Below are 21,946 nucleotides of genomic sequence, written 5' to 3'. Positions count from 1 at the left end.
CTTCGGGCGGGCTGTCTTTTCCCCTCGGATCGCGCCGGTTTGGGGCGCGATCTGACGGAGAAAAGACGACTGATCCGGTGGCCAATATCGGGGTATCGGCACGGATCAGGTCCGCCGCGTGCGGGCGTGTGCATCACGGGCGAGGGGAGGGCGCATGGCCAGCTACCACCTCTCCGTGAAGACGATCAAACGCAGCGCCGGGCGCTCTGCCACGGCTGCTGCCGCCTACCGTGTCGGAGAGCGCATCGAGTGCCAGCGCGAAGGCCGCGTCCATGATTACACCCGCAAGCAGGGTATCGAGGAGACCTTCATCCTGACCCCGAAGGATGCCCCGGATTGGGCCTCGGACCGGTCCCGCCTCTGGAACGAGGCCGAGGCCAGCGAGACCCGCCGCAACTCCGTCACCGCCCGCGAATGGGAGCTGGCGCTGCCGTCCGAGATCAGCGCCGAGGCCCGGTCGCAGATCACCCGCGACTTCGCCCAGGAGCTGGTCAGCCGCTACGGCGTGGCCGTCGATGTGGCGATCCATGCGCCCCACCGCGAAGGCGATCAGCGCAACCATCATGCTCACGTCCTGACCTCCACCCGCAAGCTGGAAGCCGGGGGCTTCACAGCCAAAACCCGCGTGCTCGATTCCGCGAAGACCGGCGGCGTCGAGATCGAGCAGATGCGCGGCCTCTGGGCCGAGTTGCAGAACCGCGCGCTGGAGCGTGTCGGAGAAGTCGAGCGTGTCGATCACCGGTCGCTTGAGAAGCAGCGCGAGACGGCGCTGGATCGTGGCGACAAGCTGACGGCCGAGGAGTTGGACCGCGACCCCGAGCTGAAGCTGGGGCCAGCGGCCAATTCCATGGAGCGACGGGCGAAAGCTGTGGCCGAACGTCAGGGCCGGGAATACGTCCCCGTCACTGAGCGCGGGGCCGTGGTCCATGCCGCCCGCCAGGCGCGCGCCGCTTTCCGCGAAATGCGTGAGCGGCTGGATATCGCGCGGGAGACCTACGGCGCGGAGCGCGAGGCCGGGCAGGGCCGCGTCTCTGCCGGTCTGGCGGCACTCAGGGCCGCGACCTCGAAAGAACGCGGTGAACGCAACCCGGAGGATTTCCGGGAGCGTTTGTCGCAGGTCGTGGGTCGGTCACGGGACCAGGACGACGCCCCGAAGCCGGAAGGCCGCAATTACGCGCGGGAGCGGCTGAAAGAGATCATGGAGAAAGACGCGGGCCGCGATGGCCAGGCGGCGGTTCACAAGTTGGACGGATTCAGCGAAAATGAACTTGGCGAGGAGGCCGTGAGACCGTCGCGGACCCCGGCCCGGCGTCAAAGGCAGTACCGTTCCGAGGACATCGGGCACGAGGATCGCAAGCCGTCCGTGAATGAGCGTCTGAAGGATGTGCTGAACAAGCCGCGCGAACGGCTGGAACCGGATAACGACCGGGAGCAGGAGCGTGATGACAAAGAGAATGAAAATACGCGGGACAGGGATCGTGGCGAAGGCCACAGTCTGTGACGCGATCTGACAGGACAAAGAGAGGAGACCGAAAGATGTATGAAGTGTTCAACGTGGGCAAAACGTTGCTGTTGGATGGGCAGCCCATGTCCCTGGTGACGCCCGCAGGCGTCGAGGCCTGGATCGACCAGGGGATCAAGTACAGCTATCGCTACGATCAGGTGCGTGACCCGCTCGATGGCCAGATGAAGTACCGCTGCATCTATGAGAAAGATGGGGCGGATGTGCCGTTTGTGCTGGTCAACAGTCCGGACAGCGGCGACGGGCGCGTGATCCTGTTTGACGAGAGGCCGGAAGTGCAGCCCGTGCGCCTGTGAATAGGGTCGTTGTTCTGGGGGCTACCGCGCGGCAAGGGGTCTGATCCGGTAATCTGCAGGATGACGCCGATAGGAAATGGTATTTAACAAAAACAACTACTTTACTGGATATCACAGGGCTGAATATTTGATATTCTGATATATTCCAGATTATTCCATCCGTGAATATTTGGCCGAGCAGTGCCTCATGGCAGTGTTTGCATGTCGCAGATTAAAGAGGAGATCGACATGACGAACCAAAACCACAAAGCCAACATGAAGAATGCCAACAAAGGCACGCGCGGGCAAAATACCACACACGCTCAAAATCAGGGCAATCGTGGCAAACAACTCAACCCCAATGCAAAGCCGAGCCGCCCTCCGAGCCAGCCCGCAAAAAGCAATAAACATTAACAGCACTGCCGAGGCTGAACGACAGCCTCGGCATACTTCCATGGATTGGCTATGACGAAGACAAAAAAGAGCGATCGCTTTCCGAGTACAAAAGAACTGGTGCGGATCGCGCTCAATGACGGCATGACCCAGCTACAAATTGCACAGCTTTGTCGGACCCAGCAGGGGCAAGTCAGCAAATGGAAGTCAGGGATTGCCCTTGCGACGAGACAGCAGCTTAAACCGATTTTAGAGCGCTACGGGGAAAAGCTGCGTAGGACGAGCTTCAAGCTCTATCAGACGCGGCATCAGCCATCCCAACCGTCACAGTTTGCCCGCGTTGAGGGAAAACTGATCCTGCGTGAAAAATTCCGTGGAACAGGGGATCAGAAGTCGCCAACGGCATTGCGGATCTCGGTCCATGATCAGAACAAAGCAGGGTTCGTCTTGATCATCGAGTTCACGAATGCAGGATTTCCGGATCCTGCCAATAAGTCTTGGAACCGTCCCATGATCACAGACCGCCATGCAGCGTGGTTTCTGACTGACGGGACGAAAGGCATCATGAAACTTACTCTTGATAGCCTAATATCTTGGTCGAGAGACTGGGGTCATAGCGAATACTCCAAACAGTTTCCCGGTCTTCGCCAGCTGCCGTTTCTCTTGACGGAAGCCCTGTTGAATCATGGCTTTGATGTCAAGGATATTGAGGAATTCAAAACGCCGGTCTAAGCTGTCGGTCCACAACCCAAATGCCATTCGTGGCGTATAAGGCATCGCCGGTATCCGGAATGATGTGTCAGGTTCGTGAGCCGAAAGGCACGCCATGCGGTTAAGGCCCTTTGCCTTCGCATCGCGCATGAACCGTTTTTGGTCCGAACGGGACGATCTCTGCCAACGCTTAACAGGCAATGGCAGGCTCCTCCTTAAGGGGTACGGGGTGGGATTGTCACCAAGCCGTGCGCGTAGCGCGCCGCTTGGTGACGCATAAATTTGCAGATCAACTGCTTCCGATGATCACAGCTCTAGCCCCTGATATTAGCGTTCCGCCGATCTGATCGAAAGATATGTTTGCATGGTTGCCGATCAGTTGCACTCGGACGCTGCAAGAGCAAACCCCATAGTCTTGATTGAAATCCAGTGATCCCGGCGATGCGCCGGTCTCGCTTCGAGCGATAGACAGGGCAGGGGATCGACGGGCTGACGCCCGCTCACCCCAACCCCGGCAGTTTCCACATCCTGTTGATCCGCCTGCCATCCCGGCAGGTCCGAGAAAACCGGCAAGCGCCGCCTGTGGCGTCGGTTCCGGTCGAGAATTCCGGTTCCTCCCACGCGCGAGGCGCGCGGGTCCCTCCCAAATTCACGCCCTCCACCCGGTTGTCACGGCCCCGCCAGGACGCAGAACGGGCTTTGCCCTTACCTGCTCTGCCCTTCGGAATGCATGGGCATTCCAAACAACAGAACAGGAAGGCCCGCCCATTGGCGGAAAGGGGAAGAGACCCGGCCCGCGTCACTTGAAGGAGGGTCGCAAAATGACCGCAGAGAAGTTTGACGTTTATTCCCATGTCACAAATCAGATTGTCGCGCAGATCGAGGCGGGAACGCCGCCGTGGCGCAAGCCGTGGACCGGTGGCGGGGTATCTGTCAGTTTGCCGGAACGGTTCAACGGTGAAGCCTATCGTGGCATCAACATCCTGATGCTTTGGGCCACGGCGATGGCGAAGGATTATAGCTCAGCCCGCTGGATGACGTTCAGTCAGGCCAAGCAGCTTGGGGGCCATGTCCGCAAGGGAGAGAAATCCGCAACCGTGGTGAAGTATGGCACCGTCGAGCGCGAGGACGAACACGGCGAGGAACGCCAGATCCCCTATGCCAAGGCTTACCGCGTGTTCAACGCCGACCAGATCGAGGGCTTGCCCGCTGAATTCTACATCCTGCCCGATCCGCCCCGTGATCTTGGCACTGAGGCCGACCCCGAGCTGGAGGCGTTCTTTGCAGCGACCGGCGCGCAGATCGACAGCACCGAGGAGCCGCGCGCCTATTACAACATCAAGACAGACCGCATCCACATGCCGCCGATTGGCACGTTTCACAGGGCCGCAGGATATTACGGCACCTTGGCCCATGAGCTGACCCACTGGACAGGGGCGACAAAGCGGCTTGACCGTTTGGGTCGGTTCAATGATCGCAAGGCCTACGCCTTCGAGGAGCTGGTAGCGGAGATTGGCAACTGCATGCTCTGCGCACAGATCGGGGTGGAACCTGAGTTCGACCAGAGCGCCGCCTATGTTGAAGGGTGGCTTGAGGCGATGAAAGAAGACAGCCGCGCGATATTCCGCGCCGCGTCCGAAGCGCAGAAGGCCGTGGATTACATCATGGAACGCACCGCGCAGGCCGACCGGATGGCTGCCGAGTAACAGCCCGCGCCGCCGAAATGATCGAGGCCCCCGTTACTAGGCGGGGGCTTTTTTGCGTGGTGGCGTGACTCTGGGCGGAGGCGGTTTCAGGGTGACCTGTCGGCAGGCAACCTGAAGGCCGCCCGCCGACAGGCCCGGCGCTTCGCGCGGACGCCCCCAAGGGGGCGGCACATTTCAGATATAGGTTAAGATTTCTATTCGTCGGAGGTGATCAACACTCCTTTGACTGAGTTTCCACGCTCGATCCGTGACTTGATCTTACGTGCGAAGCTCTTGAACCCCTTGGATTCCTCGGTCATCTCGAAATCTACATGATCTTCGTGGATCATCACAAAGCGGGCAGCCATAAGAGCTAATGTATTACGCTGCACGGTCATTACGATGCCATCTATGTATTGTTCAAATGGAAACTCTACGACGTTAGCGATGATTGGTCGGATATACTTGATGCCCATTCCGTGGAAGTGGAGCCGGTTTTTCAGTGCAAAGACGTAACCTTCGTGATCCGATTGATCATTCGCGGCTATGTCGTCTCCAGATAGCGAAATGCGGCTATTAAAGTGCTCGAAGATAAACATACCTTGATGCTCAGAAACCTGAACTTCTCCGGAAACGAGCTGACCCTGAATGTTGTAACGCCAATATGCGTACGCCCCAACATGACGGCGGATCAACTCGACGTCTTCTGGTGACTGATCAATCTTTCTTGCGATAGATTGGTACTCTTCTTGCCCAGCATTGTACACAAAGCTCATCAGGCGTGATTGAGTTCTCTCCGTAAAGCTCTGGTCCGGTCGGTCCTGTTCAAAGAGCGCATAGACTGTGTCTCGCGCAAACAGATCTCGACAAGCGCGAACTGCTTGATTTGCATTTTCGTACTCTACTTGGAATGCTGCTCGTGCCTCGCTGAACCCTTCCAGAATCGCAAAATTTCTTGAAGCTGCCAAATTCTTACTCGTTAGTTGATGTCCAAAACAGACACCTATCATCCAAAACAGATATGATCAATTCAAAGCAGATTCGTATATCTGTTTTCAGAAACTACCAACGATCATGCATCTGTGAGACCTTGTGATTATCCCTTGAGCAGATTGTGCACGGACTGAGGCCAATACCGCAGTCTACTTGCCACTAACGACAAGGGAAGAACGCAACAAGAATGCAGGAGGTTTAAAAATATAGTGTGAGCGAAGGGGGACCATAATTGCCGAAGGCAGGTGCAACTGTCTTTCAGCGATCCCCCTCCGCCTTAGCCGCAAAGAAAAAAGCTCAACTCAGTGCTAAGCTTTCCTTGCTTGGCATCAAGGATACCCTTGTGCCACTAGGTTTTCAAGGCACTGGCACCCTTTGTTTGAGAAAGGACGCCAGATGGCTACTTCAAACACCATGGAGGTTCATGCCTGCGCAAAGAAATGCGCAGATGGCCCCGTTACACACAACCAGGCCATTGTTGATGGCATTAAGAACAAGGAACTGCCGGAGCGACGATACAAACGTGGTTACGACACTTCTCATCTTCCGGAGCCCGTACGCGCGGAACTCAAAAAAGCAGAAGAGAGCAACCCCGTAGCCAGCATGACCGAAGCGGGGCTTACATTGGCTTCGATTCCGCTTGTGGCAATTGCGGCAGTATATGCCATGGGGCTTGTGGGGGCTTCCCTGCCTAATCCAGCGGCAACAGCCGCCGGTGTAGCTTTCGTGTATGTCCTCGCAGCAACCGGTATCGCGCGGCAGATGCGCGGACTCGAGCTCATGGTCCATGATGCATCTCACTTGGCTTGGATGCGTTCCAAACCCTGGCTCAACAACATGCTGGCCAACATCTTGGTGGCTGTTCCGGTACTCAGTACGGTCGAGGCCTATTGGAAATCGCACCGCATTCACCATGGTTCATTCGGGTCTCACCTCGACCCCTGCCGCCAACGGTTTGCTGATATGGGTTTGGAGCATCTAGACCTGTCGACGCGCTGGAAGATCGTCAAGGCTGTCGTGGCTTGGCTTCCAGAGTATAATGCCGCCTATTACCGGGAAATTGGCAGCCAGTCCGGTCGTCAGTGGGCTTACTTCGCAGCATGGCATATTTCTTTCATGATCGCGCCGGGGGCTCTGCTGATTGCGTTGGTCGGGAGCACATCGGCCGTTGACGCTATTGCTTTGGCGACGCTGGCGTGGGTCGGATTCTGGATGCTACCTGCAACAACTGTGCTGCCCGTCATTCGTTCGATTGCTGAGTCGGAAGAACACGATTATGCGGCAGGGGAGACGGAGTTTGACACGACCTACACCAATGATGGTTGGGCGCATCGGCTTTTGATTCACCCCAAGAACGACGCTTACCATTTGGTGCATCACATGTTCCCAAATATCCCTGAGCGTCGTCATCGTCGGGTCCACAAACTCTTGATGAAACACGACAAACGCTATCAGGCATCCCTACAGCGAGAGCGCGTTTTGGGTCGCGCGTGAGCAAGTGGTCTCGGCTTTCGGGCCGGGACCAACAACACTTTTACATGTGAGAGGAAAACAAATGAACAAATTGACGCTATCCATCGGGAGCGATGTGCTGGACACTTTCCCTGACGTTCAGGTCGCAGCTGTAAGGACCAAGATAGATGATGCTGCTGCTTTGCAATCAGCCATTGAGCAGCTCAAGGTTGGCGCTGAAAGGATTCGCGATCATCTCGAAAACATTGATCCAATAACAAGTATGCCGGAGATCGCGAGTTGGCGGGTCGCTTACGGTGCCATGGGAGTTAAACCATCGAAGTTTCACTCAAGTATAGAAGCGCTTATGCGTAGAGTGAAAAAGGGGCAAGACATTAGCACCGGATTGGAGATCGTCGACTTTTACAACTTGGTTTCAATAAACCAAAAGTCTCCTATCGGCGCCTATGATGCAAAGAAGTTAACGTCGACCGAGATCGTATTGCGCAAGTCCGACCCTTCCAATGACAGTTTTGTACCGCTGGGGGGCAGTGCCGAGGCATTCCCCTTATCCAAGGGCCTAGTGGTCTACGCGAGTGGTGGCGACGTTCTGTGTTGGGGCTTCAATACTCGCGATAGCAGCGTCTCATGCGTCGATCAGAATTCGAAAGAGGTATTGTTTTTTTCAGAGACGACTGACCCAGAACAGAGAGAGCGACCTGCTGCTACAATGCGAGCGCTCGCAAATGCTTTGGGTGATGCAGATGCTCAGATCGTAACTCTCGACAGCAGCACCCCAAGCGGGCGCTTATAGGCCAGGCATATTGAAGCTGGAAAACAACAAACGCCGCTGTTTTGCAGCGGCGTTTGCACTGAACGTCCTTGTTTGACTAAAACGGTCATTTTTGCCGTCTTACCCTGCCCGATGCCAGATCAATCGCTTAGGTATGACAAAAACCTACGGCAAAACCTCGGAAGTTTTGGCAGGTTTTAGCCCCCTAGATACCTTCAAACCAATCTGGCTGCATCTGAACGCGCTCGATCATCTCCGTATCCACGCCCAGCCGATTTTCCTTCAAGAGTTCGCACAGCCGGTCACCGTCGATTAGGTCAATTGCAATCGCGCCGTCGCGCGTGGCCTCATCCGACGCCTGACTGGTGAAATGCCCAGTGGTGATGAACAGCCCTTTGTCAGCTCGCCCTTGGAGCGCCCCACGAAAGTCGCGGATTTCCTTTGCTCCGACGCTTCCTTTCCAACGCTTGCACTGGAAATAAACCTGGAACGATACAAGGTTTACCCTCAGCACACCGACACCGTCGATCCCGCCGTCGCCGGACTTGCCGCGCACCTCGACCTTGGTAAAGCCCGCCTCGCGTAGGAGGCGCTGCGCCAGGCGTTCGAACCCATCCGGAGGCATCTTTCCAAGAACGGCCAAGAGCGCTGACTTCCAATCTTCTTCGTCGATGGGGCCGTCATCCGCCATGACTTCGATTTCTTCACCTCGGTCGGCGTCCGCTTTCTTGGCGGCTAAACGCTTTAGGCGCGCGCGTTCGCGCTCTTCCTGCGTCACCTGATCATAGATCGCCTGCGTCGCGCTGAGCTCGGAGATAGCGGACCCAGTTTCAGTCAATGCCCAAACACCGCGTTTGGAGTTGTTCAGCGCATCGCCGCGTTTCAGATAGGTGCGGGCCCATGCTAAGTAGTAATTGACCCGCGTGCGGTTCTCGTCGCGCGGCATGGTGAAAGCTTGTTCAGCTTCGGTGACGCCTTCCAGCTCAATTACCTTTTCATCCAGCTCTTGGATCGTTGCTGAGCCGCCAAGGTCTTTCAGGGCTTTGACTGTGACAAGCATCATCCCCGGAAGGTCGGGTAGGGTTTCGGCGTCGATTTTGAAGCGTCTCATTTTATCCCCTAGAAAAGTAAATCTTGCGACGGCCTGCCCAAGAAACTGACGCCAGTGCTGTTATTCTCGGGCAACAACAGTGTTGTACAAGCCGTAGCTCGACAGGCCTTCATGACTATCAATCCCGGTGTAATTCAATGAGGCATCTTCGTATCGGCGGAAGGCGAAAACCGCCTGATTCATCTGTTCTGTGTTGAACACTTTGAGCCGAACCAGGAGATGAAAATCCTGGACTGTCAGGCCGGTGACCGTCCGAAATAGATCGGGTTCGAGCTTTGTGATCACATCCTGAAGGGTGTTTTCACGGAAATCGGTCAGGTACATGAACGCAGGAATACGAGTGGCAAACTTGATCAGTTTTTCCTGGACCAACTTTCGAGCAGACTTGTATTCCTTCTCTTCAGCGGAGAGCTCTTTCTTTTCTTTTGGGGTCAGGTCGCGCTCTTTGGCCTTTGCCTTCAGGTCTTTGACCTTCTCGCTCTTGTTGATAATGGTCTCAATGACGTTGTCGCCCAAGGCACGCCAGCCTTCGATGCGTTCAACAGCGGCCATCGCTTCAGGGTTATCCATGATCTTACGAAGGGTTTCGTTATCCACGTTGACCAGCAGGGCGCTTTCCCATTTCCGGGCCAGCAGTGTCGCAGATGTCCCCGCCATTGCGATGTCGAGGATACCGCCCGCGTCAACCTGGTACATGTTCGCGCCGTCATAGGCGAGCACCGGCAGAAACGACACAAGTTCTTTCACTGCGTTCTCAGGGTTCGCTTCGTTGGGTGACAGGCCGATCCCATATTCCGACAACTGCCGCAGGGCACGCGTTGGCGCGAAGTCGAACACAAAGCACACGGGCTTCAGGATTTCTTCTTCATGCGGGTTGTCCCCGTTGGGGTTCTTGATGGACCAGGGCGACTGCACCCGGAATGCCGCCTGAAAATATGTCTCGGGAGATTTCAGGTTGCGCAGCATGAGGATGGAGGACCACTGCTTGACCGTGACACCCGTAGTCAGCTTACCGCACGACAGGGTTATGCTCTTGCTATCAAAGCCACTTCCGATCGCGCGTCGCACGGGAGGCAGCGCTTCAAGCCCTATCCCGGCGCTCGCGCCGGCGGCGCTGATGACCTTGTACTCATGCCAGAACGTGTTCTGCCGCTCGGTCAGCAGGTTTTCCATTGCATGACAGGCGGCCACGTTTGGCAGAAACCAGAACGAGTGTTGCAGGTAGGGCAAAAGCCTCACGTCAGAATAGGGGAACGGTGGTCGCGTTCCGGTCTTCAGGCTATCTACCGCGCTTGGTGCATACTGCCCTCGGATGATGTCCAGCCATTTTTGAACGTCACTCTTGTGCTTGAACTGCGCTTTGCTTCCGGTCCCCGTGGCGGCAAAGAACTCGTTCAGATCGAACTCGTCAAACTCTCCGGCGCTGGCAATGGCCAGCAGCTCGTCGGGCATCTGATAGGTCAACAGCCGCATCTGCGGCAGGGAACCGTAAGGGTTCCACTGGTCTGGGTGAGCGGCAGCAAAGGCAGCTTTTGCCCGTTGCTCGTCGGTGTAGGTCCAGTTGAAAATCTGCTCTTCGATGAACTCGCCCGTGGACAGGGCCTTGAATGGCGTCCCTGACAGATAGAGATAGGCCTTTGTCGTGATCGGCAGAAACTCGGTTTCAGGTTCCAGCGGCTCTTGCAGGTCCGCGATCCGGTCCTTCAGCTTTTTGGCGTCCTCAAGCCTGGCTTCCTCGCGGGCGATCTCATCTTCTTCCCCTGCGAACAACTCTTTCGCTGTCTCGCGCCATGCGCCGAAATGGTATTCATCAAAGACCACTAAGTCCCAGTTTTCGGTGTGGAGCCATTCGTTCTTGACCTTGATATTGCCGCGTGCATCGCGGCCCAGAAGATCCTGAAACGAGCCGAAATAGACGACCGGTTTGTTCCGGTCGATCTGTGTCGGGTCCCCGCCGGTTTTGACTGACAGATACTGCCAGCCATCAAAATCCGCGTGGTTTTCCAGGTCGCTTTGCCAAGCGTCTTCGACGGCTGGCTTGAAGGTTACCACCAAGACGCGCTTCGCCCCCATCTTCTTGGCGAGATGATACGAGGTGAAGGTCTTGCCGAAGCGCATTTTGGCGTTCCACAAGAAGCGTGGAACGGCGTGCATGTCCTCTTCCCAGCGGGAATGATAGTAGGCGTGGGTTTGCCTGACGGCCTCTGCCTGTTCCCGGCGCATGGGGAAGGTTTGATGGTGCGTGCCACTGAACCGCAGGCCGGTGCGCAGCTCTGTCAGCACAGTATGGACATCGGCCAGGGTGCAGCGCATCCATTCCAGGCTTGTGTTCTCGATCCCTTTACGGGTCAGCGCGGCGCGTACCTCGTGATCAGTAAAGATAGTGCCGTCCTCGCGCTCAGCGGGTTCGTTTAGCTCAATTCGGAAATTGGTGATTGCCGCCGTGCGCAACTGTTCAGCTACCCGCCGTTTTACATCCCGTGTGGTCTGACCAACCTTCAGCAGGCCTTCATGGGCCTCATCCGCGATGGAATAAGCATAAATGCGGGGCCGCGCATCCGGTTTTGGGGAGAGGATGTCGTCGATGGTCGGGTTATTCATCAGCGGCTATCTCATCCTCGGTCGGATCAAACAGTTCCTTGTCATGTGGCGCAACCTGAGCCTCGATAAAGGCGATTTCTTCTGAGGTCAGGCCGTAGCGTTGGTAAAGTGCGGCATCGGTCCAGTCACGGTCCAAGGGGATGTCAGGAACGAAAGCATAGACACCTCGCGCAGCATCTTGGGTAGGCTTTCTCAATGAAACCAGAAACCTGACAAAACGGGTTCTAAGGTATTGAGCATAGCGGTTCGCTTCCTCTTCAGTATCGAAGTGCCCTGCTACAAGATATGTTTCTGTACTGGCCATGCCTGGGCCCGCAATGATTGGTTTGCTTAAGAATTTTGTTTCAATAGCAGCACTCGTGCCCTGAACCCGCGTTATCAGGACTTTCCACTTATCAATCCAATCTGGATTGACCGTTATTACTTGACGCTCAATATAGCCAAGCCTTTGATTTTCATAGAGCTTCACTGGATCCTTCAAGCCGGTCGGAGAAGGTTTTCCCTTAAAGTTCGTGGGCAATCCAAATGGTTTACGACTAGAAACTCGTTTATCAAGGGTTGGCTCGTGCTTTATACGCACTTTTTCGACAATAGGGACAGCTTCATTGCGGCGAACGAGGATATCGAAAACGTCAATGTCCCGGGAGACGACGGGACCTGTTGGCTCTCCATCCCAAAAAGTTTGAATTTCACACTTTCCACGATGTTCTCTGTCCCAAAGAAAATATGAAATCCCACCCCGAATTTTTACACCAGGAAACCCTTCATATAGTTTTGGAAAATCAACAATCGAACGCATGCGCTTATCGCTGAGCATGCGTTCACGGAATTTATCCAGTCCTTTTCCTGCGGACATCCATCGTGAGGGAGTTACGAACACAGCATATCGCGGGTCCATTTGGATGGCTTTTTCGACGAACAGATGATAAATTGGCGCTGCGCTGGTACCATGCCCCCCATCATCCATTTGGTAAGGGGGGTTCCCAATAATTACGTCAAATTGCATGTCGGCTCCAAACAACTCGGCGATCCGAGTCTTGATGTTGTTTGTGTGTATGAACGCATAGGCGTGGGTTTCTCGGTCTTCACCCCTATCCAGCGTCGCTTTACTTGCTCCGCAGAATTTGCATTTTCCTTGCGCATTCCATGTGTGCTCTGTCCGCTCAAACCAGATATTCCCAACCTCATTGTTGAAGCGCCGCGTCACCGAGTGCTCCCCATTGGCGAATTTCGAGCAATAGACGCTTCGCCGCGCCATCAAACTGGTCAGTTGGGTGGTTCCGATGCCAAAAACCTGTCGGGTCAGGATGTGATCCACCCGCTCCTGAAGGTTTGGGATTTGACTTTCCAGCCCCAAGATCAGGCGCTTTGTGATCTCGCGGAGGAACACCCCTGACTTCGTGCAGGGGTCAAGAAATTTCACAGCCCTGTCTGTCCAGATATCCGCGCCATCATGATCTGCGGCCCAAGTCGCCGCCACGTTGTCCAGCATCCGGTTGGCAAATTCAGGCGGGGTGAACACCTCATCATTCGACAGGTTTGCAATACAGGTCAGGACATCTGGGTTGCGTCCGCGTAGGGTAAAGCCTTTTTCAATATTCATGCTGCCTCCTGCGGATTGTCGCCCTGTGTGGCCAGATCACGAATGGTCATCGGCGGGTAGGTCTTCGTGGGCGTGAAAATCTCATGCTTGCCCAAGTGAGAGAACAAGGTTCCTTCGGCGCTGAAGGCCGACGAGCCCGTCAGTACGTCCAGCCGGAAATCCCGCCGTTGGAACTTGCCCTTGCCCAGATACCCCCATTCGGAAAAGGTGATTGGCGCGCCGTCATACCCCTTCATCGACAGGGCATCACCCTGGATCAGGTTCAGTGACAGCACATGGGAGGCGGCCCCATACAGATCATCGCTTTCGTCGATCCGCAGGTAATCGGCCAGCACTTCGAGCATGTTGGCGCGGCATTCGATAATGTTGTCTTCCAGAATCTCGATGCCGTAAGCGCACATGAGGCCGAGAAGTGCGTATTGCCGCTTTTCAAATTCGGATTTCCCGAATTTCAATTCGACTGCGCAAAGCTTCCGCTTGAGGACCTTCACAAGGAAATTGCCACTGCCACAGGCAGGTTCAAGAAACCGCGAGTCGATCCGCTCCGACTCTTCTTTCACCAGATCAAGCATAGCATCCACCATCCATTCCGGGGTGAATACTTCGCCATGATCGGCTACGCGTTTTTTCGACTTGATCAGGCTCATGGTTTATTCATGTCAGCAGGCAATGCTTTATCCAAGGGCGTATTGATTTATTTGGCGAAATGCCCGGCGCGATCGGGCCAGCGCGCGCCTCACTCTAGGCGTTCAGCGATCCACATCTTGATCAGTGCCTGACGGGTGATGCCGAGCTTCTGAGCCTGTCTGTCCAGGCCTGCGACGACCCAGGTCGGGAAATCCACGTTCACCCGCTTGGCCTCGACATTGAGGCGGCGCGCCTTTGTCCAATCGACATGGGCGGACATGTCTTCGCCCGCCTCAAACCGTTCGTCGAATTCAGTCGCCTTCATAGTGGTCAATCTCCTTCTTTCGAGCGCGGCGCACGGAGATGATCCGTACCCGGTCGCTCCGGTATGTGTAGACAGCCGTCCAGTGTCTGGCCCCGATCATGCCAACCGCCAGAAAGCGTGGCTCATCCGTGACGTTGGCAGGGGCCTCGATCAGATAAGGATCATCCCAGAGAGCCTGGGCCTCATCAAAGTCGATCCCGTGCTTTTCACGGTTCGCGGCGCTTTTGTCGGGGTCATACTCGAACTTCATTAGAGGCAGTATATGTTGAAAATGGTATAATTACTATACTTTTCAGCCGATCGAGAAGCTTGTGCTAGTCCGTCACGCTATCACCTGAACATCGCCAGTTGCTGGGGCTCCACCCAGTAGCCTCGCTGACGCTTGGAGGCTTCCAGTGTGACCAGAGCTGCGACGGCCTGGTTCTCGTCCTCGAACCAATCCATCCGAACCTGACCGCCCTGCCCTATGCGGCCCCATTCGCGGTACAGCGTCCATTCGCCGAACAGGTTCGGCATGACTGCCATCCGGTAGAACCGGGCCATTTTCTTTGCAGGCTGACGTTTTTCAAGATAGGTCTGCATGGGCTCAGAGATGATACTTGCGCGCAATTTCCAAGGCTTCGGCCTGTTCGGTGCCGATGTATTCCTTGGTGCTCTCAATACTGGCATGGCCGAGCAGCAGCTGGGCCGCGCGCAGGTTGCCAGTCTGCTGGTAGATATGGGTCGGGAAGGTCCGGCGCAGCGAATGCAGGCCGTAGAGGCCAGGATCGAGGCGCGCCTTTTCCAGCCAGCACTTGAACAGCCGCCAGAGCTGGCTTTCGCTGAGGTGGGTGTGAGACCACCTTGCCCCCTGCCCCGTGAACAGCCAGCCGTGCAGCGGCTTTTCTGAAGCGGCAAGATAGGCGCGCACACTGTCGCGCGTGCCAGAAGACAAGCGCGCCTGGACAGGGCGGGCATTGCGTGCCTCGGTCTTCTTCTGCCTGATTTCGACAACCTCGCGCACCCCGGCAGGTGTGGCCACATCCGCGACCCGCAACCGCACCAGGTCCGATCCCCGGAAACTGGTGTCGAGGGCCGTGTTGAACAGGGCCAGATCACGCAGGGCTTTTTCCTGGCGCAGGATCATCCGGATCAGTGATACCTGGTCGGGCGTCAGTGGTGGCTTTTTGCCCACGACGCGGCCCTTGTTCCAGGTGGTCTCGGAAGCAGTTGTCACGGACAAATCCTTGCAAGGTTATATTTATATATTACCCATAAACCTTGCATGACGGAAGCGGCATGTTGCGAGATACTGTACTTTCCCCATGTTTTGTTGGGTTTTCCGTTTGGGTGCCCATGCAAGCTTTTAGCAGAAAGCTCGCATGAAAAGGTAATATGTGGTGGTGATCACCGAAGCCAGCCGAGCGGAAAATTCTAAAATAGATTTTCCACCCTTTCACATTACCTAATGTCAGCCAGCGCGTAAGAGCCCGCCTTGTCTAGTAAGACAGCTTTGGGCTCATGTATCTGAGTGATTACAATACGACCGTTATTGAAAATTTCTGTGCGGTGTTTAGCACTTAAAGCGTCGTCCCAATAACAAGGATCGTCGTCTATGTTTTTCCAGTCAAAGTCCGCCGACAACGTAAAAACATGCATCCGGTTGCTGTAGTCATTTGGCTCGAACCCATATCCATCTTCAATCGCGTTCATTACCTCAGTCATCAAAAAGTGCGCATCAGAACGATCATCGGCTCGGCGTTCACTGCGTAGACGTTCAATGAATCTCTCGAACCGAATGGCTTTGCTCGGGATCGTCATTCATCCGCACCTCCGTTGGAAGTGTCTTTCAGTATGGCGACGCCATAGTCACGGGTTCCTTTCCACTTAAACAAAACGCCACCACAGCCTGCACAAGCGACCTCACCTTTGTCGCGCTCAGGATAGTCAGTATAGCTCACTGAATTGGTCACGCCGCAGTGTTCGCAAGTTCGATCTTCATGGCCTTTTGAAAGCATCAATCTGCACCTTTGTTGGAATTGTTAGTCATCATCGACACGGACCAATCCGAGAATATTGTCCTTAAAGTCCGTATCTCCATCTTGATTAAAACCAACAGGATACCAAGTGCCTCCTGAGCGAATAACCAACTCTGGGTATCGAGCTACGCCCCCTGGCTTCCTAAAAGCTTTCATGCGCAACGCAGCGTGCTTTACTTCCACCACGGCCCCACCTTGGAAGACGATATTCCACGTGCTTGTTGTGCCTGGAATTACCTCTCGTTCGACTAATATCTCTGGGTCATAGGGGATAAATTCATTATTTTCACTCATTTCAATGCACCTTTCTTGGAAAACTAATTTATTTGATACCGTAGCAGTCAATATGCGCGCCTATGCGGGCTGCGCCATGATTAAAGTCGTATACCCACTGACCATTGTTGATGTAGACGCCGACGCGCTCCGCGTATGCATCATAGCGCCCAGTAATTAGAGATAGCACACAAAAGCCCTCACCAGCAGCAACACCAAGAGCTGCACCACGAGTTTTTGGGGTTCGATCTGACTGCAAAGTGAGCGTCGGTATCAACTTCGATATCTGTCTGCTTTCTTCTAACGCGGCATCAAGATCTAATGTTGTTACAAATGCCGATAGATCGGGATTTGGTTGGTGTCCGCCAACGTGAACCGCCTTGATGTCCTGCCAAGTTCTCCATTCGCCACCCAAGATAAACGCTGCGGTTACAATCGATAAAACAACTCCCAAAAACGCCCCCACAAGAGCGGAAACCATGTTCGCTTTGTCGATACTCATCATTCTGCTAAACCATTTTTGGAGTAGTCTTTGCGCACAACTTGGCTCGCATCGAGATAGATTTTCTTCCTCTCCTCCCTTGGATTTTGGCAGATCAGAGAGTCACCACGAACACTATCAATGAACAGGATTGTATCAGAAGGATCGCCTTTTCTGACTACGGCATCGTTAGGTTTGAAATCGTGGCTCATTCATCGGCACCTTTCTTGGAATCCCTTTCTAGAATCTCATACCCGTTTTTATCATGCAAGCTTCTGACCAAAAGCTCGCATAGGGATGTGAGCTTCGCGTCAATGTGACCCTTTGTTTGGCGCAATCTCTTTACTTGTACTTAATGTTGTACATATAAGGTTGCGACAACAAGGAGAGTCGACATGGATGTTATGACCTACTCAGACGCACGCGCTCAGCTGAAGGGCGTCATGGATCGAGCGATCCACGACAAGCAGGAAGTTGTCGTGACGCGCAAGAAGGGCGAGTCCGTTGTGGTCGTGTCCTTGGACACTTGGAACGCCGTCAACGAGACGTTGCACCTCTTGTCCACACCGAAAAACGCATCCCGCTTGCGCGCGTCGATCGCGCAACTCGATGCTGGAACTGGCGAAGAGCGTGAGCTGACCGAGTGAAGCTGGTTTTTTCCGATCAGGCCTGGGAAGACTATCAATACTGGGTCAACACCAACGACAAGGTACGCAACCGGATCAACGATCTGATCAAGCAGTGCAAGCGGACCCCCTTCAAGGGAACCGGCAAGCCGGAACCTTTGAAGGGCGATTTGACTGGCTGGTGGTCCCGGCGAATTTCTCAGGAAGATCGAATGGTCTACCGGGTCAGTGGAGCTGGCGATGGCCAAAGCCTAGAGATTGCGCAACTGCGGTTCCATTACTGAAAACCCGTAGGGTTGAACGACCTGGATGTGACGAGGTCGAACGTCTCAAAGCACCCTCGAATTTAACTCTAACTATGTCATTAAAGTTAACTCTATAATTAATGTTAACGACATAGTTGACGTTAGAGCTAAACGCAGGCAATCTACCGCCATGTATGTAATCACCTTCGCAAACCCGAAAGGCGGCTCGGGGAAAACTACGTCCGCCATGCTCTTGGCTGAACAGATCGCTATTTCTGGCGGTCGCGTTGCAATTCTCGATCTGGACCCAAACGCCAACATCCTTGCATGGGCCCAGACGCGCGAAGCCGAAGGTAGAGACGTTCCTTTCACAGTTCATGCGCGACCGCAGGCCGAAGAGACGGTCGAGCTCATCGACAGCCTATCCGATGAGGCTGACTATCTCATTATCGACCTTGAAGGGTCGAAGGATCAGATCGTCACTTTCGCGCTATCGCGGACAGATTTGTGCATCATCCCGCTCGATGGCTCGCCTATGGAAGCCCGGCAAGCCGCGCAAGCGGTTCGCTTGGTACAAACCACAGCAAACATGATCCGCGCGCAAATCAACTACGCCCTCTTGTTCACTCGCACCAACGCCGCGTTCCAGACCACGGATGAGCGCGACGTGCGGCAAGAAATGGAGCTCAACAACATCCCGACGCTACCCGTTCGGATCGCCAAGCGCGCGCCTTACACCCGCATCTTCCGGGACGGTGTGCTCTTGTCAGAGCTGCCTGACATCGTGACGCAAGAAATGCAGGGCAAAACCGCGTCTGTATCCGACAAGGCCATGAAGCAGGTGACCGGAGCCATCGAGAATGCCCGCGACTACGCACAAACCGTCATTGCAACCCTTACCAAGGAGCAAGTGACATGAGCGGGAAATACGGCTTCTCAGGTGGGATCGACCTGCCCAAGACAACACCAGCACCCAAGCCTCGGCCAAAGGTCGATGGCAGCTCATTAAGCGAGGCCGTCAGGGCCGGTGCCGATCTTGGCTTCGTCAACAGGGAGCCAACGACGCGCCTTAAACCTGGCCCCAAACGCAAAGAGCCGCAGGACAAAGTTTCGATACCTGGCCCGAAGCGCGTGGTGGATGATTTCCGGGCTTTTTGTTCAACGCGCGATCTTACCCTTTGGCAGGGCCTGGAGTTGTTGCTTGAAGAACAGAAGGGTAGGAGCGGCTAAGGGTTGCCGCGTTTCTCAAAGATTTTCCGGCAGAACCCTAAGAATGCCCTGTCCGGGTTGGCCGGTGCATCGAGACCACCGTCGGCCATCCATTCGCGCCATTCTTGCTCTAGCGTGTAGATATCCCATCCCGGCGCAACCTTACGGGCTTCCTGATAAACGTCAGGGCTCAAACGGATCGCCCCGGATGGAGCCGCCAGAGCTTGCGGCTTTTCCGCGTGACGGTTTACAAATACGACCATGTTTTCGTCTAACCGGACTGAATAGTCCGGCATGTGATTGTACGCCTCATCTTGAGCGACAATGTTGCCGACCAGCCGCTTAAACTCGCGAGAGGTCGAAGCCGACCCGCACTTGTCTTGCAAAGCAGAAAGACTGATTTTCCACTCTTTCTTCGAGCCACAGTGCTTGCGGGCGATCTCATAGATGCGGCGCTCTAATGGCTTGCGCAGCCGGAAATAGTTCCGGTGGAGGGTAAGCACTTCGTGTGCTTGGATCGCGTTGAACACCCAATCCGAGAGTTGCACTTCGATTTCCTGCATCCGACCATCACGGGTTTCACGTACGATACGAGCGCGGTCGATGATGCTAAAAATATCCAATTGCTCGACATCGCCGGTCACAATGTTCGTCTCAATCTGTGTCCCTTGCAGCCGGGCGAGGGCGCTTCGAAGGCCGCTATATCCACGCCCATCCGATGGCCGGTTCGTTGCTTTCAGAAGGTCGAACGCCTTCAGGCGCACGATTTTTGAAACCTTCTGACCTTTGTTGATAGCTGCCATAATTTGACTGATGCAGTAGATCAGCACATCGCGATCGTGGATCGTTGCCAGACCATCGGACGAAGGTTTCACTTCGAGATAGTTTCGCCCCGTCCCATCTTCATATCGCCGCACTCTGTGATCTGGTTTTGTAGAAAGCGAGAAAATCGGATGCGCCATCGAAGCCATGTCACCCTTGGGTGCGGCATCAAAGATATCGCATACAAAAAAGTCGCCTTGTTCCTGCCGATCTGGCAGCAAGGGAGAGCGGTCGCCGTCTTTCGTGATTTCACACACCATGACCTATGTTTCGTGATTTCACACACACGGTCAAGCCCTTTCGTGATTTCACACACACGCACAGAGCTTTCGTGTCTTTACACACGTTCTTTCGTGTCTTTACACACGCTTTATCGTGACTCTACACACAGGCCACTTCTAAAAGCCTAATGAATTCATAGGACTATGAACACTTATCCACAGCGTAACACATTATATAACACATATTTAACACTACAAAATCACTCCGCATTTCGCATGCAAGTTCCAAGCTAAGTAGTATGGACGAACACATCTAGAGAGCACGGAGCACCACGCAATTTCACACAGAATCCCGATCAACTGACGATTCTAGCTGCTCACCTTCGATAGAACACGCAGGCATCGACACCCGTGGTTGTCGTGGTCCAGGACGCCTCGAGGACAGCACATGTGGAAGCGTTGCTGGCTAAGAAACGAGGAAGCGTTACCGACAGCACCAGGACCACAATCAATGCACCCAGACCAAACCAAGGCAGGCGGCTTTTGAGGCGATCCGCTTTCTGTTCCCGTTCGAACACCGCTCGATAGGCTGTGGACCTGTCATCTTCCGATTTGGCCAAGGCCCCGATGGTCTTGTCCGTCTGGACGCCAAGGCGTCTGACAATTTCTGTCATTGCGTCTGCGGTTGCGCCCAGATGGCTGTCGAGGGTCTGGCCAAGAAGATCCCCGTACTTTTTCGGATTGGTCTGGTCCCGTGCGGCAAAGGCCGCGATCCGCGCTTCCGTTGCAACCTTGATCTGCTTGTCCGCCACGGCGGTCAGATCGTCGATCCTGTCGGACATGCTGGCGACGGCTGTGGCCATGAGATCAGTGTTTCGCGCAGATCATCGTCGGAGAGGGCAGGGAGGTCGGGCTGGTCTGGCATCGTGAGGCGTCCTTGAGATTACTGGTCCTGCGGGACGAACAGCCCCTTGAACTCGGGATCGGCGTAGTAGCGCAGCTTTTGCGCGACGGCGGTGGCTTGGCCCTGCACGCGCAGGAGCTGGTTTTCCAGGCGGAGCTGCATGATTTCATCGGGGGTGAGCAGATCACGGGCCGTGATGTTGTTGCTGAAGCTGGGGCCGTCACCGGGCTTGTAGCTGTCGGTCTGGAATCCGGCTGTTTCCTGGCCGATCATCTGGCTCAGCCACTTGGCCGTCTCGAAATCATTCACCCCGAAGACCTGCTGCACCCCGGCATTGGCAATGAAGGTGCCCGCGCGTTCGCCATAGAGGTCCTTGAGCTGGCTCATATCCTGCAGGATCGGCCAGAGCTGCAGCCCATAGCCCGCCATCAGCCCCATGGCGCGCTCCACGGCCTCCAGACGGCCCAGGGCGGCAAACTCGTCCAGCAGGAACAGCGTGGGCGTCTTGAGGCGCTGTGTGCCCCCCTGAGCGTCTGCAGGGCCGCTCAGGGGCCTCACGGACGCCTCAGCGTCCCGTGCAATGTCCTGAAGGGCCTGAGACACCAGAAGGCGCAGCCAGCGGCTGTAGGCGTCCATTCTGTTCGGTGGCAGCACCAGAAACACCGAAGCGATCCGGTGGCGCAGATCGGAGAAGTGGAAATCCGACCGCGATGTGACTTTCGCAATGCGCGGGCTGTCCAGGAAATGCGTGTGGCGCTGTGCGTTCGACAGGACCGAGGCGGCTTCCCGATCCGCCTTGCCGAGGAAGCGGTTGGCGGCGCGGGCGATCAGTCCGCCCGCCGCATCGCTGTCCTGCATCAGCTCCAGCAGCGCGCGCAGCTTTTCCGGGGGCAGGGTGAGATATTCCCGGACGGTGGCAAGCGTCCGGCGGTTGCGGTCCTCGTGGCAGACGCAGAACATGATCAGACCGCCGAGGATGGCCTTGGCCTCCTCGTTCCAATGCGCTTCCGAAACCTGTCCCGGCGGGTCCATGACCAGCGCCTCTGTCAGGGAGGC

Annotated in this window: 28 protein-coding genes; 11 read left to right on the top strand and 17 right to left on the bottom strand. The window is 55.3% G+C overall.

All coding sequences use genetic code 11. The features are described from left to right. The first annotated feature begins 154 nt into the window (after positions 1–154). The 5 genes from mobQ to ACRBCU_RS10175 all read left to right on the top strand — a co-directional run bounded on the left by mobQ (position 155) and on the right by ACRBCU_RS10175 (position 4,607). Positions 155–1,501 carry a MobQ family relaxase gene (gene mobQ, locus ACRBCU_RS10195; RefSeq protein WP_431365276.1) on the top strand — a complete coding sequence of 449 codons (1,347 nt, stop codon included), beginning with the start codon at positions 155–157 and terminating at the stop codon, positions 1,499–1,501. A gap of 35 nt (positions 1,502–1,536) precedes the next feature. Then, positions 1,537–1,818 (top strand): hypothetical protein, encoded by a 282-nt coding sequence (locus tag ACRBCU_RS10190; RefSeq protein WP_431365275.1) that lies wholly within the window; start codon positions 1,537–1,539, stop codon positions 1,816–1,818. 201 nt (positions 1,819–2,019) lie between these two features. Beyond that, positions 2,020–2,211 (top strand): hypothetical protein, encoded by a 192-nt coding sequence (locus ACRBCU_RS10185; protein ID WP_431365274.1) that lies wholly within the window; start codon positions 2,020–2,022, stop codon positions 2,209–2,211. A gap of 51 nt (positions 2,212–2,262) precedes the next feature. Beyond that, complete coding sequence (locus ACRBCU_RS10180; protein WP_431365273.1) at positions 2,263–2,922, top strand: hypothetical protein; 660 nt, start codon at positions 2,263–2,265, stop codon at positions 2,920–2,922. 800 nt (positions 2,923–3,722) lie between these two features. Then, positions 3,723–4,607 carry an ArdC family protein gene (locus tag ACRBCU_RS10175; RefSeq protein WP_431365272.1) on the top strand — a complete coding sequence of 295 codons (885 nt, stop codon included), beginning with the start codon at positions 3,723–3,725 and terminating at the stop codon, positions 4,605–4,607. Positions 4,608–4,801: 194 nt separating this feature from the next. Here the strand turns inward: ACRBCU_RS10175 and ACRBCU_RS10170 are convergent, their stop codons facing one another. Next, complete coding sequence (locus ACRBCU_RS10170) at positions 4,802–5,362, bottom strand: hypothetical protein (protein WP_431365271.1); 561 nt, start codon at positions 5,360–5,362, stop codon at positions 4,802–4,804. A gap of 613 nt (positions 5,363–5,975) precedes the next feature. On the opposite strand from ACRBCU_RS10170, the gene ACRBCU_RS10165 reads away from it, so the two are divergent. Both ACRBCU_RS10165 and ACRBCU_RS10160 read left to right on the top strand, forming a co-directional pair. Then, on the top strand, positions 5,976–7,073 hold the full coding sequence (locus ACRBCU_RS10165; protein WP_431365270.1) for a fatty acid desaturase: 1,098 nt from the start codon (positions 5,976–5,978) through the stop codon (positions 7,071–7,073). A 61-nt stretch (positions 7,074–7,134) separates the two neighbouring features. After that, complete coding sequence (locus ACRBCU_RS10160; protein WP_431365269.1) at positions 7,135–7,845, top strand: B3/B4 domain-containing protein; 711 nt, start codon at positions 7,135–7,137, stop codon at positions 7,843–7,845. A 184-nt stretch (positions 7,846–8,029) separates the two neighbouring features. On the opposite strand, the gene ACRBCU_RS10155 is transcribed toward ACRBCU_RS10160, so the two are convergent. From ACRBCU_RS10155 to ACRBCU_RS10095, 13 genes are all read right to left on the bottom strand, one after another. Then, positions 8,030–8,935, bottom strand: coding sequence for a restriction endonuclease (locus ACRBCU_RS10155; RefSeq protein ID WP_431365268.1), 906 nt, complete (start codon positions 8,933–8,935; stop codon positions 8,030–8,032). A 60-nt stretch (positions 8,936–8,995) separates the two neighbouring features. Continuing rightward, entirely contained in the window at positions 8,996–11,536 is a 2,541-nt protein-coding gene (locus ACRBCU_RS10150; RefSeq protein WP_431365267.1) for a DEAD/DEAH box helicase family protein, read from the bottom strand. Next, the gene (locus ACRBCU_RS10145) at positions 11,529–13,139 is read right to left on the bottom strand and encodes an Eco57I restriction-modification methylase domain-containing protein (protein ID WP_431365266.1); all 1,611 of its coding nucleotides are present in this window, start codon (positions 13,137–13,139) and stop codon (positions 11,529–11,531) included. The genes ACRBCU_RS10150 and ACRBCU_RS10145 overlap by 8 nt, the downstream gene beginning before the upstream one ends. Then, positions 13,136–13,786, bottom strand: a complete 651-nt coding sequence (locus ACRBCU_RS10140) for an N-6 DNA methylase (protein WP_431365265.1) — start codon at positions 13,784–13,786, stop codon at positions 13,136–13,138. Before ACRBCU_RS10140 ends, ACRBCU_RS10145 begins: the two co-directional genes overlap by 4 nt. A gap of 89 nt (positions 13,787–13,875) precedes the next feature. Continuing rightward, on the bottom strand, positions 13,876–14,091 hold the full coding sequence (gene brnA, locus ACRBCU_RS10135) for a type II toxin-antitoxin system BrnA family antitoxin (protein ID WP_037931637.1): 216 nt from the start codon (positions 14,089–14,091) through the stop codon (positions 13,876–13,878). Next, positions 14,078–14,341 (bottom strand): BrnT family toxin, encoded by a 264-nt coding sequence (locus ACRBCU_RS10130; protein WP_431365264.1) that lies wholly within the window; start codon positions 14,339–14,341, stop codon positions 14,078–14,080. Before ACRBCU_RS10130 ends, brnA begins: the two co-directional genes overlap by 14 nt. Positions 14,342–14,421: 80 nt before the next feature. Further along, positions 14,422–14,673 carry a WGR domain-containing protein gene (locus ACRBCU_RS10125; RefSeq protein ID WP_431365263.1) on the bottom strand — a complete coding sequence of 84 codons (252 nt, stop codon included), beginning with the start codon at positions 14,671–14,673 and terminating at the stop codon, positions 14,422–14,424. Between the two features lie 4 nt (positions 14,674–14,677). Continuing rightward, positions 14,678–15,307 (bottom strand): tyrosine-type recombinase/integrase, encoded by a 630-nt coding sequence (locus tag ACRBCU_RS10120; protein ID WP_431365262.1) that lies wholly within the window; start codon positions 15,305–15,307, stop codon positions 14,678–14,680. Between the two features lie 224 nt (positions 15,308–15,531). Continuing rightward, complete coding sequence (locus ACRBCU_RS10115) at positions 15,532–15,891, bottom strand: hypothetical protein (RefSeq protein ID WP_431365261.1); 360 nt, start codon at positions 15,889–15,891, stop codon at positions 15,532–15,534. Further along, positions 15,888–16,088: a hypothetical protein gene (locus tag ACRBCU_RS10110; RefSeq protein ID WP_431365260.1), complete on the bottom strand. Its 201-nt coding sequence runs from the start codon at positions 16,086–16,088 to the stop codon at positions 15,888–15,890. Before ACRBCU_RS10110 ends, ACRBCU_RS10115 begins: the two co-directional genes overlap by 4 nt. Positions 16,089–16,112: 24 nt before the next feature. Continuing rightward, entirely contained in the window at positions 16,113–16,403 is a 291-nt protein-coding gene (locus tag ACRBCU_RS10105; RefSeq protein ID WP_431365259.1) for a hypothetical protein, read from the bottom strand. Between the two features lie 28 nt (positions 16,404–16,431). Further along, positions 16,432–16,887, bottom strand: a complete 456-nt coding sequence (locus ACRBCU_RS10100) for a hypothetical protein (protein WP_431365258.1) — start codon at positions 16,885–16,887, stop codon at positions 16,432–16,434. After that, positions 16,884–17,075 carry a hypothetical protein gene (locus ACRBCU_RS10095; RefSeq protein WP_431365257.1) on the bottom strand — a complete coding sequence of 64 codons (192 nt, stop codon included), beginning with the start codon at positions 17,073–17,075 and terminating at the stop codon, positions 16,884–16,886. Before ACRBCU_RS10095 ends, ACRBCU_RS10100 begins: the two co-directional genes overlap by 4 nt. A gap of 183 nt (positions 17,076–17,258) precedes the next feature. Here ACRBCU_RS10095 and ACRBCU_RS10090 point away from each other — a divergent pair, with 183 nt between their 5' ends. The 4 genes from ACRBCU_RS10090 (at position 17,259) to ACRBCU_RS10075 (ending at position 18,964) form a co-directional block, all read left to right on the top strand. Beyond that, the gene (locus ACRBCU_RS10090; protein WP_036743750.1) at positions 17,259–17,510 is read left to right on the top strand and encodes a type II toxin-antitoxin system Phd/YefM family antitoxin; all 252 of its coding nucleotides are present in this window, start codon (positions 17,259–17,261) and stop codon (positions 17,508–17,510) included. Continuing rightward, positions 17,507–17,773 carry a Txe/YoeB family addiction module toxin gene (locus tag ACRBCU_RS10085; RefSeq protein ID WP_127657607.1) on the top strand — a complete coding sequence of 89 codons (267 nt, stop codon included), beginning with the start codon at positions 17,507–17,509 and terminating at the stop codon, positions 17,771–17,773. The genes ACRBCU_RS10090 and ACRBCU_RS10085 overlap by 4 nt, the downstream gene beginning before the upstream one ends. Positions 17,774–17,924: 151 nt before the next feature. Next, positions 17,925–18,653, top strand: coding sequence for a ParA family protein (locus ACRBCU_RS10080; RefSeq protein WP_037275336.1), 729 nt, complete (start codon positions 17,925–17,927; stop codon positions 18,651–18,653). Continuing rightward, entirely contained in the window at positions 18,650–18,964 is a 315-nt protein-coding gene (locus tag ACRBCU_RS10075) for a hypothetical protein (RefSeq protein ID WP_127657609.1), read from the top strand. Before ACRBCU_RS10080 ends, ACRBCU_RS10075 begins: the two co-directional genes overlap by 4 nt. Here ACRBCU_RS10075 and ACRBCU_RS10070 read toward each other — a convergent pair. The 3 genes from ACRBCU_RS10070 to ACRBCU_RS10060 all read right to left on the bottom strand — a co-directional run. Further along, entirely contained in the window at positions 18,961–20,025 is a 1,065-nt protein-coding gene (locus ACRBCU_RS10070; RefSeq protein ID WP_074637844.1) for a replication initiator protein A, read from the bottom strand. The genes ACRBCU_RS10075 and ACRBCU_RS10070 overlap by 4 nt on opposite strands. 338 nt (positions 20,026–20,363) lie before the next feature. After that, positions 20,364–20,849 carry a hypothetical protein gene (locus ACRBCU_RS10065; protein WP_431365256.1) on the bottom strand — a complete coding sequence of 162 codons (486 nt, stop codon included), beginning with the start codon at positions 20,847–20,849 and terminating at the stop codon, positions 20,364–20,366. Between the two features lie 80 nt (positions 20,850–20,929). After that, positions 20,930–21,946, bottom strand: a 1,017-nt coding sequence (locus tag ACRBCU_RS10060; protein WP_431365255.1) for a type IV secretory system conjugative DNA transfer family protein, incomplete at its 5' end; no start/stop codon positions are given.

Origin of the sequence: Planktotalea sp. (assembly GCF_050633725.1) — a bacterium.
Taxonomy (GTDB): domain Bacteria; phylum Pseudomonadota; class Alphaproteobacteria; order Rhodobacterales; family Rhodobacteraceae; genus Planktotalea.
Note: the sequence above shows the minus strand (reverse complement) of the source record. Positions and strands in the feature narration are given on the sequence as shown.